Below are 11,535 nucleotides of genomic sequence, written 5' to 3' on the forward strand. Positions count from 1 at the left end.
ATGACTTGTAAGTTTTTTGACTATACGAGCGCAGTGGGACACACAGCGCAGCGCAATCCGGATTGTTGAACACTCCGACAAAAAAAAGCCCGGCGAGCCGGGCTGATTTTTGTGGCGCCGCGCTTACAGGTTGTAGCCGCGCTCGTTGTGTTGAGCCAGGTCGAGACCGACTGCCTCTTCTTCTTCGTTGACCCGCAGCCCCATCACCTTGTCCAGCACTTTCAGAATCACGTAGGTGACCACGGCGGTGTAGGCCACGGTGAACAGCACGCCCTTGGTCTGCACCCAGACTTGCGCGGCGATGTCGGTGACCGCGCCGAAGCCGCCCAGGGCAGGTGCTGCGAACACGCCGGTCAGAATCGCGCCGACGATACCGCCCACACCGTGTACGCCGAAAGCGTCGAGGGAGTCGTCGTAGCCCAGTTTGCGTTTCAGGCTGGTGGCGCAGAAGTAGCACACCACACCCGAGATCAGACCGATCGCCAGGGCGCCCATCGGGCCGACGGTACCGGCTGCCGGGGTAATGGCGACCAAGCCTGCCACCACACCGGAGGCGATGCCCAGGGCGCTTGGTTTGCCGTGGCCGATCCACTCGGCGAACATCCAGCCCAGCGCCGCGGCGGCAGTGGCGATCTGGGTGACCAGCATGGCCATGCCGGCGGTGCCGTTGGCGGCGGCGGCGGAACCTGCGTTGAAGCCGAACCAACCGATCCACAGCATGGCCGCGCCGATCAGGGTATAGCCCAGGTTGTGCGGCGCCATGGGCGTGGTGGGGTAGCCTTTGCGCTTGCCCAGCACCAGGCAGCAGACCAGGCCGGCGATACCAGCGTTGATGTGCACCACGGTGCCGCCGGCGAAGTCCAGCACACCCCAGTCCCACATCAGCGCACCGTCACCGCTCCAGACCATGTGCGCGATCGGTGCGTAGACGAGGGTGAACCAGATGGCCATGAAGATCAGCATGGCGGAAAACTTCATGCGCTCGGCGAAGGCGCCGACGATCAGCGCAGGAGTGATGATGGCGAAGGTCATCTGGAAGGTGACGAACACCGCTTCCGGGAACAGCGCCGTGGCCGAGGTCAGGCTGGCGGGGGTCACGCCGCTCAGGAACGCCTTGGACAGGCCGCCGACGAAGGAACTGAGGTTGGTCACGCCTTTTTCCATGCCCGTCGTGTCGAACGCCATGCTGTAGCCGTAGACGACCCATAGCAGGCTGATCAGGCCGGTGATGGCGAAACACTGCATCATGACCGACAGCACGTTCTTCGAACGCACCATGCCGCCGTAGAACAGCGCCAGACCCGGAATGGTCATGAACAGTACCAGGGCCGTGGCGGTGAGCATCCAGGCGGTGTCGCCGGAGTTAAGCACCGGGGCAGTTTCGTCGGCCAAGGCAAGGCCTGGTATTACGAGCGGCAACAGGGCGCCAAGCCCTGCGATCTGACGCAGAGTCATGTTGTTATCTCCTGGGGCGTTGGGGTTTGCTGAGGCGGTGCTGCGGCGTTAGATCGCGTCGGTATCGGTTTCGCCGGTACGGATACGGATCGCCTGTTCCAGATTGACCACGAAGATCTTGCCGTCACCGATCTTGCCGGTGTTGGCGGCCTTGGTGATGGCTTCGATGACCCGGTCCAGGTCCTTGTCGTCGATGGCGACGTCGATCTTGACCTTGGGCAGGAAGTCGACGACGTATTCGGCGCCGCGGTACAACTCGGTGTGGCCTTTTTGCCGACCGAAACCTTTGACTTCGGTGACGGTGATGCCCTGTACGCCGATTTCCGACAGCGATTCGCGGACGTCGTCCAGCTTGAACGGCTTGATGATGGCAGTGACTAGTTTCATGCAACTCTCTCCCGATGTGATGGACTTGCCCCAGGAAAACAAACCCGTCTCAAGTCTAAGCGCAGCGCCTGGCTTTGTAACGCGTCGATGGCGTCGTCCTGTTCACTGCCGACTCAGTAACCGATTGACGTCGTATTAGGCCTACTTCGGTGCCTGTCGTGGGAAGGCGTTGCAGAAACCTTGCCAAATCGACCAAGCCCTTGAGTTAGGAGCATTGCGGCGCAAAACCTAAAGAAGACCGCTGGCGACTGAGGCCGAACATGCACAATTGCGGTGCAGGGTGAAGAGCACCTGCGCGCAAAAACAGTGCAGCCCGGGCCGTGGAATTCGCCATGGTACACTCGCGCCTCTTCTCCTCTTCACGGACAGCTCGATCATGCTCGCGCCCAAAGCCTTTCTCGATGCGCTCAGCGACCAGGCTTCACGCCTGTTCAGCGGCGACGCCACACAACCTCGCGGCGAAATCGAAAGCCAGTTCAAGGCGCTGATGCAAGGCGCGTTCAGCAAGCTGGATCTGGTCAGTCGCGAAGAATTCGACAGCCAGATGGTGGTGCTCGCACGCACGCGGGCCCGTCTCGAGCAGCTGGAGCAGCAAGTGGCCGAACTCGAGGCACGCTTCGCGCCCATCACGCCGAAACAGGACTGACAGGTTGCATCGTGCTCGCTCCGATGAGTGTGTTGCCATAGCGCCTGCCAAACCAAAGCCCGTCTAGCGACGAGTCTGTATCGGCAGTTCCTCGAACTTGCCCACCCGACCCAAGAACGTACAAGAAAGGCTCGATGCCTCGTCCTAAGGTGTGCGCACGACACTCGACCAGGACAGCACGACATGGAACTATTTCTGTACGCCTTCAGCGTCATGTACAGCCCAGGACCCGTCAATGTGATGGGGCTGAACGCTGGATTGACGGGGCAATTGCGCCGAACCGTCGGATTTTTCATGGGCGTCGGTTGTGCGATGTTCATGTTGCTTCTGGTGTTCGGCTATACCGGCGAAGCCTTGTTGTCGCGTAGCGCATTGCCCTTCCTGGCACTCGTCGGCGGCCTTTACACCTTGTACCTGGCATTCAAGGTGTTCACTTCGAACGTGGTATTGCCTGGCGACACCGAGCGGATGGGGTCGACGGAAAAACCACTGACGTTCTGGAACGGTTTTCTGCTCCAGGCGTTGAATCCCAAAGGTCTGATGGTGGTGCTGCCGATCACTACCGTGATGTTTCCGGCTGCCCACATCACCGGGGCGACCCTCGCGTTGGTATCGATGATGATTGCGCTTGGCGGCGCCGGCGCGCCCGGAAGCTACTCGCTGTTGGGTGCCATGCTTGGCAAGCGGATCACCGAGGTGGCCTATTTCAATGTGTTCAATCGCTTGATGGGTATGGTGTTGGCGATATGCGCGGCGTTGATGCTCTACGATTTCTGGATTCATGTTTGAATGCGGGAAATCCACACTGCCTGACATCCGGCCAGGCTGGCGATCGTCGCCCTGCCAGAGCATTCGAACGCTTGGAGAAACCATCGTGATCGAGCTTCCCTCCGCCAAGGACTGGGTACGACATGCGCCTCACACCTCGAAGCTCGAGCGGTTGGAGGCGTTTTTCAGCGCGCACGGTTTCGATCCCCATCGACATGATACCTATGCCATCGGTCGAACGTTGTCGGGCGTACAAAGCTTCCGCTATCGCGGCGAGCAGCGAAACAGCCTGCCTGGAGAAACCCTCGTTCTGCACCCCGATGAGGAGCACGACGGTCACGCCGGCAACGATTCGGGTTTCCGCTACAGGATGCTGTACATCACGCCCGAACTGGCTCAGCAGGTGCTGCATGGCAAGCCCCTGCCTTTCTTGAAAGGCGGCATTTCCAGCGATCCTCGGTTCGCCGCCGCGACCGACAACCTCCTCTGCGCGTTGGATGAGCCGCTCGATCCGCTGGAAGAGGACGACGCCATTTTCCAACTGTTCACCACGCTGCAGGCGGTATGCGGCGAACGTTCCATCACGGGCGCCAGTTGTTTCAAGGCCGCGGACCGCGCGCGTGAGTACATGCTCGACAATCTTCAACGGCCGATCAGCCTGGACGATCTGGCAGAGTGCGCAGGTCGAGATAAATGGAGCCTGTCCAAGGATTACCGCGTCTATTTCGGGACGAGCCCCCACCGCTACCTGACCATGCGCCGCCTCGATCGCGTGAAGGCTGCGGTTTTCGCAGGCACATCCCTGGTCGATGCTTCGGTGGAGGCGGGCTTTTTCGATCAAAGCCATATGGCCAGGCACTTCAAGAAAGCCTTTGGCGTCTCACCGGCGCGCTGGTGCCGCTCGATGGGTCAGCCTTGATCGAGCAGCGGCCCCGCTTCGACCAGGCACTGCGGCAGACGCGCAAAATCTTGTCTCGATTGCTCCCCTCCTGCGATCGCTCCGCCGCCTATGCTTGCCCTGCCGCAGGAAGCGGTTCCCTACAGCGACAACGGAGTGTCCATGGCCCTAGCCCTCGTCCACAGCCGCGCCCAAGTGGGCGTCCAGGCGCCTGCCGTCAGTGTCGAAACCCATTTGGCCAACGGCTTGCCCACCCTCACTCTGGTGGGTCTGCCGGAAGCCACGGTCAAAGAGAGCAAAGACCGGGTGCGCAGCGCGATCGTCAACTCCCAGCTGGAATACCCGGCTCGGCGCATCACCCTCAGCCTTGCCCCCGCCGACCTACCCAAGGATGGCGGCCGCTACGACCTGGCCATCGCTTTAGGCATTCTCGCCGCCAATGGCCAGGTGCCGGTCACTCATCTGGGGGAATACGAATGCCTCGGCGAGCTGGCATTGTCGGGCGCATTGCGTGCGGTGCAGGGCGTGCTACCGGCAGCGCTGGCCGCGCGCGAGGCCGGACGCGCGTTGGTGGTGCCCAGGGAAAACGCCGAGGAAGCGAGCCTGGCCAGTGGCCTGGTGGTCTATGCGGTCGGCCATTTGCTGGAGTTGGTCGGTCATCTGACAGGCCAGACACCGCTCACGCCCTATGCCGCCAACGGTCTGATCCTGCACAGCCACCCCTACCCCGACCTGTGCGACGTGCAAGGGCAAGTGGCGGCCAAGCGGGCGCTCACCGTGGCGGCGGCCGGGGCGCACAACCTGTTGTTCACCGGCCCGCCCGGCACCGGCAAGACCCTCTTGGCCAGCCGCCTGCCGGGCCTGTTGCCGCCCCTCAACGAGCAGGAGGCCTTGGAAGTGGCGGCCATCCGCTCAGTCAGCGGCCATGGCCCGCTCAACGCCTGGCCACAGCGTCCGTTCCGCCATCCGCACCATTCCGCTTCAGGGCCGGCGCTGGTCGGCGGCGGTAGCCGGCCACGGCCCGGCGAAATCACCCTGGCGCACCATGGCGTGCTGTTTCTCGACGAGTTGCCCGAGTTCGAGCGGCGCGTGTTGGAGGTGTTGCGCGAGCCGCTCGAATCGGGCGAGATCGTGGTCGCCAGGGCACGCGACAAGACCCGCTTTCCAGCGCGCTTCCAGTTGGTGGCGGCGATGAACCCCTGCCCCTGCGGCTATCTGGGCGACCCTGGCGGTCGCTGCCGTTGCAGCACCGAGCAGGTCCAGCGCTACCGCAACAAGCTTTCCGGCCCCTTGCTCGACCGCATCGACTTGCACCTCACCGTCGCCCGCGAGAGCACCGTGCTCAGCCAAGCCCCCAGCGGCGAGCGCAGCGCCGACATCGCCAAGCGGGTGGCCGAAGTGCGCGACCTGCAACAGCAGCGTCAGGGCCGCGCCAACGCCTTTCTCGACATGAAGGGCCTGCACGCCCATTGCGCCTTGGCCAGCGACGACCAGGCCTGGCTGGAAAACGCCTGCGAGCGCCTGACCCTGTCGCTGCGCGCAGCGCATCGCTTGCTCAAGGTGGCGCGTACCCTGGCGGACCTCGATGGAGCTTCGCACATTGCCCGCTCGCATCTGGGCGAGGCATTGCAATATCGACCAGGCACTTGAGCCGGACTTACGCCGACATCGCACCGACCCAACAATACCGGTGAAAAAGAAAACGCCCCAATCCAGGGGCGTTCACTGTGACGCTTCACGACATCATCAACGTTCGCGCAACGCCTCGTCACGCGCCTTGATGATCGGCTTGAGCAAGTAACTCATGATGGTCTTCTTACCGGTCTTGATGTCGACCGTGGCGACCATGCCGGGGATGATCAGCAGCGGCTTGGCGTCGCTGCCCAAGTGGCTGCGTTCGGTACGCAGGCGTATGGGGTAGTAGGTGGTTTTCTTGTCTTCGTCGGTGATGGTGTCGACGCCGATCTGTTCGAGGGTCGCATCCAGCCCGCCATAGATCGTGTAGTCGTAGGCCGTGAACTTGACCGTGGCATGCTGCCCCGGATGCAGGAAGGCGATGTCCTTGGGCAGGATCTTCGCCTCGATCACCAAAGTATCGTCCAGCGGTACGATCTCGACGATGTCACTGCCCGGCTGGATCACCCCGCCGATGGTGTTGATCAGCAGCTGCTTGACGATCCCGCGTACGGGCGAAGTCACCATGGTGCGGTTGACCCGGTCGTCGAGCGCCTTGCTGGTCGCGGTAGCTTTATTCAGGTCGGTGCGCGCTTCGTTGAGCTGGGTGAGCGCATCGCTGCGGAATTTACCGCGGGTTTCCTCGACCTTGCTCTGGATTTCCTTGATGGCAGCTTCCGCACGGGGAATGGCCAGCGCGGTGGCGTCCATCTCACCGCGGATTTCCACCTCCGAGCGGCGCAGGCGCAGGATTTCCACCGGCGACACCGCACCCTTGGCGACCAGAGGCTCGGACATTCCGATCTCCTGGCGCAGCAGCTGCAAGCTGTTGGCGTACTGGGCGCGCTTGGAGCCGTACTCGCGCAACTCCTGCTGGCGCTGCACAAGCTGTTGCTGCAAACCGCCCAACTCGTCGTTGAGTTGCTGACGACGGCTCTGGTACAGCGATTCTTCACTGGCCGCCTGGCTCGGAGCGGCCTGGCGCAGCTTCTCGTCGATCTGCAACAGCCGACCTTCGACTTCGGCGCTCAGGCGCTCGACGCGCAAGGCCATGGACACGCGCTCGGCTTCGGTCTCGCCGACGTTGGAGACGAAGCGGGTTTCGTCCAGGCGCAGCAGAGGCTGGCCGATTTCCACCACCTCGCCTTCCTTGGCGAAGATTTCGGCGACGATACCGCCCTCGAGGTTTTGCACCTTCTGGATTTTCGAGGAAGGGATGGCTTTGCCTTCGCCGCGGGTCACCTCGTCGATGGGCGCGAAACAGGCCCACAGCACGAAGCACAGGAAGAACAGCAGGATGCCCCAGATGGTCAGACGCACCACCCGAGGGGCATCCTCGATCAGTGCCTTGTTGACCTCCGGAAGAGGCTGCCCGGCGAGCGAGCGCTTGCCTTTGAAGTACTCGCGCAGGCCGTTCTTGAACTGGCCGATATCGAACTTAAGCGACACTGATCTGCCCCTTCTTCAGTGCGTCCATGACAGCCGCTTTCGGACCGTCGGCCACTACGCTGCCACGGTCGATGACGATCAGCCTGTCCACCAGCGACAGCAAGGAAGCGCGGTGGGTGACCAGCAAGACGGTGCGTCCTTCGATGACCGCCTGCAGCCGCTGCTTCAGGCGTTCCTCGCCGGTGTTGTCCATGGCGCTGGTGGGCTCGTCGAGCAGCAGGATTTGCGGGCTGAGCAACAGCGCCCGGCCCAGGGCGACGTTCTGGCGCTGGCCACCGGACAGGTTTTGCCCACGTTCGCCGACTTGCAGCTCGTAGCCGTCCGGGTGCAGGCGGGCGAATTCGTGTACGCCCGACAGCTCGGCGGCTTGCAGGATCAGCTCGTCCTCGATGTAGCGCGCGCCACTGACCAGGTTGTCGCGCAGGGTGCCGGCCAGCAGTTGGATGTCTTGCGGCACATAGCCGACGTTGTGGCGCAGCTCGCTGACATCGATCTGCCGAATGTCCACACCATCGACCAGCAACGAGCCGTTTTCGGCCTCGTACAGGCCCACGATCAGCTTGGCCAGCGAGCTTTTGCCGGAACCGCTACGGCCGATGATGCCGACCTTCTCGCCCGGGCGGATGATCAGGTTGATGCCTTTGAGCGCCTTGTTCTGCTGATTGGGGTAGGTGAAGTCCACACCGCGGAACTCCAGGGCGCCTTGCAACACCTGGCGGCTCAGTGGACGCTCTTCGAAATTGCGCTCCTGCGGCAGGCTCATCATCTGGTCAGTGGCAGTCATGGTGACCTTGGCCTGCTGGTAACGCGCCAGCAGCCCATTGAGCTGGCCCAGCGGGCCGAGCGCACGGCCGCTGAGCATGTAGCAAGCCACCAGGCCGCCCATGCTCAGATCGCCAGCGATGATCAGGTAGACGCCCACACAGATCATCGCCACGCCGGCCAGTTGCTGAATCAGCATAGTGATGTTCATGGCCAGGCCCGACAGCACTTTGACCCGCAATTCGAGCCGGCTGAGCGTGCCCAGGGTCTGCTCCCACAGGTACTGGCGTTCGCTCTCGGCGTTGTTGACCTTGATCGCGTCCAGGCCCGCCAGGGTTTCGATCAGGCTCGACTGACGCTCGGAGGCCAGCGCCATGGTGCGTTCCATGGTCGCCATCAACGGCTTTTGCAAGGCGTAGCCGATGCCCAGCGCCAGCGGGAAGGCCAGGACGGGAATCCACACCAGGTGCCCGCCGATGATGGCGATCACCATGAGGATCAGCAGGGTGAACGGCAGGTCGATCAGACTGGTCAGGGTCAAGGATGCCAGAAAGTCGCGCAGCCCCTGGAACTCGTGGATGTTCTGCGCATAGCTGCCGACCCGCGCAGGACGATACTTCATGGCCATGCCGACGATGCGTTCGAACAACGTGGCGGAAATGATCAAGTCGGTCTTCTTGCCGGCCAGGTCCAGGCACAGGCTGCGCAACCCTTTGAGGACCAGGTCGAAGACATAGGCAAGGCCGATGCCCACCGCCAGTACCCAGAGGGTCGAAGTGGCCTGGTTGGGAACCACGCGGTCATACACGTTCATCACGAACAGCGGCGCCGCCATGGCGATGATGTTGATGATCAGGCTGGCGGCGATGGCGTCGGCGTAGAGCCATTTACTGCGCAGCAGGGTGTCGCGGAACCAGGATTTGGCACGCGGGATGAGGTTGCCGTGGTTGACGTCGTATTTGTGCTGGGGCTGGGCGAAAAACACTTTTCCGCTGTAGTCGTCTTCCAGTGCTTCCCGAGCGATGCGCACTTCGCCGCCGTCGCTCTCGCTGAGCAGCAAGCGGGCCGTGTCTTCGCCTTCCCACCCCAACAGCACGGCGCTGCGCCCGCGCTTGAGCAGCAGCATGGCAGGCATGGCGATCGTTGGAATGTCCTGGAGCTTGCGCTGCAACAGACGCCCTTGCAGCCCGGCGCGGGCCGCAGCGCGTGGCAACAGCTCGGGGCTCAGGCGCTGCGCGGGAAGCGGCAGCCCGGTAGTGAGCATGGCGCGGCTGGCGGGTTTCTGATGCAGGACGCACAGCGTCAACAGGCTGTCGAGCAGCGGATCGTCATGTTGGCTGCGGGGGTCATGGCTGAGGTGCACTCGACTGACTTCGGATTCCACGCGGGCACTCTCTCCAAGCTTGCGGGGTTCGACCAGACGCCGGAGCAATACGTGCGGCGAAATCTGGGACTTTAAAAAGGGGGACCGCACCAATCACGAGCACCTAAGGGTTCGGCTCATGACATATTACGACTGCACAGTGCAGACGCTGCGTTTTACGGCAAAGTTCAAACCTCGCCACGGCTCGCCAAGCGCAAAGGCGGGCCCATTTATGAGCGCCTAAACTTCAAGGCGCCGATGCCGAGATATGAGATATCCGTCACGCAATGCCTCAAGCCTAACCGTAGATCGGTTGGATGCAAGGCGATTTTTTTCGGGAGTGCGCAATCTCACCGCGACGCAACGCACCTGCAAGGGCCATCATAGAGGCATCATGCTGATAATATCGAGCGATTCTGCCCTTACGCCCCGTTGCAGAGCGGCTATGCTGGGAAACCTGGCGCGCTGGCGGGGGTCATTTACTTACCGATTACACCCTCCGAGCTATTGCATCCGAGCAGGTGCAAAAGTAAGAATTGGCAGCTACCAGATTTTCGATATGTCATGTTCCCAATTTGCGTGAAATTTCGACTCGGTCACGCTTTTTTCTACGACACGCTTATTTAGTGCGTTAACCACACTTTTAGCAGTTTGCCGCTATCGGCGGCATTGCAACTCTCTTCTGTTCATACGCGCACGCGGACGTGCGAGGCCTACCGGCCGACAGGGGATCCAACCGGAGAAGGTCCAATGAGCAGTGTCGTCGCCATCGTCAAAACCATCGTGGGTCAAGTTGTCGCCGTCTCGGCAGAAGGTGTACGGCGGTTTTTGATCGAGGGCGACCGGATCTATACCGGCGAGCAGATCCTTACGGGCGAAGCGGGTGCCGTCACGCTCGAATTCACCGATGGCCGCATGCTGGACCTTGGCCGCGACACGCAATGGTCCGCCAATGTGCCCGACCAGGCTGCCGAACTCAGCGAGGCCACCGCGCAGTCCGCGCCGTCGGTGCAAGAGTTGCAGCAAGCGATCGCCGCGGGTCTCGACCCGACCACCGAGCTGGAAGCGCCCGCCGCCGGACAGACCGGCAACCCAGGTGGCGCTGCGGGTGGCGGCCATAGCTTCGTGTTGCTGAGCGAGGTGGGTGGCGAGGTCGATCCGACCATTGGCTACCCGACCGAACCGCTGCAGTTCGCAGCCGCCGCCGATGATGTGCAAACCGGCGGGCAGGATACCAGCGCGGGGAATGCGGCTGGGGTGGGAACTGGAACTGGCACCGATGCAGGGGCTGGAGCTGGGGGCGGGACTGGAACTGGAACCGATGCAGGGACCGGAGCTGGGGGCGGGACTGGGACTGGAACCGATGCAGGGACCGGAGCTGGGGGCGGGACTGGGACTGGAACGGATGCAGGGACTGGGACCGGGGGCGGGACTGGAACCGGGACCGATGCAGGAACCGGGACTGGGGGCGGAACGGGAACCACTGGTAGCGGGAATACCGGTACGGACGCCACCACCCTTACCGTGACGCTGGCCGCAACGCCCACCGTTAGCGAAGCCGGCGGTGTGATCGTCTACACCGCCACAGTCAACCGCCCTCCACTTTCGGACCTGAGCCTGACGCTGTCCAACGGCGCCGTGATTCTCATCCCGGCCGGGCAAAGCCAAGGCACCGTCAACGTCAACGTCAATCCAGGCGACACCGTCTACATTGACGACCGCGACGTCTCGGCCAGCATCGTCAGCGGCAGCGGTGGCGGCGAACCCGTGCTGGCCGATACCACGCCGGCCGTGACACAGATTCTCGACACCATCGACACCACTACGCTTACCCTGAGCGCTACGCCCAGCGTGACCGAAGGCGGCGTGATCACCTATACCGTGGCGCTGGACAACCCAGCGCAGACCCCAGTCACCGTCACCCTGTCCAATGGCCAGACACTGGTCATCCAGGCGGGCCAAGCCACCGCCAGCATCAATGCTCCGGCCCCGGCCGACGATGCCTACGCCGGTCAGGCTCCGGTCAGCGTCAGCATCACTGGGGCTACGGGTGGTAATTTTGAAAACTTGGTTGCTGACCAATCGCCAGTTACGACAGCCATTACTGATGTAGCCACGACGACGACCTTGTCG

At 62.5% G+C, this 11,535-nt stretch carries 9 protein-coding genes; 5 read left to right on the top strand and 4 right to left on the bottom strand.

Annotated elements, in window-relative coordinates:
• Positions 1-123: 123 nt before the first annotated feature.
• Together B4M43_RS19805 and glnK are read right to left on the bottom strand one after the other, a co-directional pair.
• Positions 124-1,455 carry an ammonium transporter gene (locus B4M43_RS19805; protein WP_296269175.1) on the bottom strand — a complete coding sequence of 444 codons (1,332 nt, stop codon included), beginning with the start codon at positions 1,453-1,455 and terminating at the stop codon, positions 124-126.
• A 48-nt stretch (positions 1,456-1,503) separates the two neighbouring features.
• Positions 1,504-1,842, bottom strand: a complete 339-nt coding sequence (gene glnK, locus B4M43_RS19810; RefSeq protein ID WP_002555808.1) for a P-II family nitrogen regulator — start codon at positions 1,840-1,842, stop codon at positions 1,504-1,506.
• Between the two features lie 376 nt (positions 1,843-2,218).
• On the opposite strand from glnK, the gene B4M43_RS19815 reads away from it, so the two are divergent.
• The 4 genes from B4M43_RS19815 to B4M43_RS19830 all read left to right on the top strand — a co-directional run bounded on the left by B4M43_RS19815 (position 2,219) and on the right by B4M43_RS19830 (position 5,804).
• On the top strand, positions 2,219-2,488 hold the full coding sequence (locus B4M43_RS19815; RefSeq protein WP_296269176.1) for an accessory factor UbiK family protein: 270 nt from the start codon (positions 2,219-2,221) through the stop codon (positions 2,486-2,488).
• A gap of 183 nt (positions 2,489-2,671) precedes the next feature.
• Entirely contained in the window at positions 2,672-3,277 is a 606-nt protein-coding gene (locus B4M43_RS19820) for a LysE family translocator (protein ID WP_296269177.1), read from the top strand.
• An 85-nt stretch (positions 3,278-3,362) separates the two neighbouring features.
• On the top strand, positions 3,363-4,175 hold the full coding sequence (locus tag B4M43_RS19825; RefSeq protein ID WP_414707885.1) for an AraC family transcriptional regulator: 813 nt from the start codon (positions 3,363-3,365) through the stop codon (positions 4,173-4,175).
• Between the two features lie 141 nt (positions 4,176-4,316).
• Complete coding sequence (locus B4M43_RS19830; protein ID WP_296269178.1) at positions 4,317-5,804, top strand: YifB family Mg chelatase-like AAA ATPase; 1,488 nt, start codon at positions 4,317-4,319, stop codon at positions 5,802-5,804.
• A 96-nt stretch (positions 5,805-5,900) separates the two neighbouring features.
• On the opposite strand, the gene B4M43_RS19835 is transcribed toward B4M43_RS19830, so the two are convergent.
• Together B4M43_RS19835 and B4M43_RS19840 are read right to left on the bottom strand one after the other, a co-directional pair.
• Positions 5,901-7,277 (bottom strand): HlyD family type I secretion periplasmic adaptor subunit, encoded by a 1,377-nt coding sequence (locus B4M43_RS19835; RefSeq protein ID WP_296269179.1) that lies wholly within the window; start codon positions 7,275-7,277, stop codon positions 5,901-5,903.
• Positions 7,267-9,423: a type I secretion system permease/ATPase gene (locus tag B4M43_RS19840; RefSeq protein ID WP_296269180.1), complete on the bottom strand. Its 2,157-nt coding sequence runs from the start codon at positions 9,421-9,423 to the stop codon at positions 7,267-7,269. Before B4M43_RS19840 ends, B4M43_RS19835 begins: the two co-directional genes overlap by 11 nt.
• Before the next feature lie 729 nt (positions 9,424-10,152).
• On the opposite strand from B4M43_RS19840, the gene B4M43_RS19845 reads away from it, so the two are divergent.
• Positions 10,153-11,535: retention module-containing protein (locus B4M43_RS19845; protein ID WP_296269181.1), on the top strand; the 1,383-nt coding region annotated here is incomplete at its 3' end.

Origin of the sequence: Pseudomonas sp. UBA6562, assembly GCF_002434265.1 — a bacterium.
In the GTDB taxonomy this organism is placed as follows: Bacteria; Pseudomonadota; Gammaproteobacteria; order Pseudomonadales; family Pseudomonadaceae; genus Aquipseudomonas.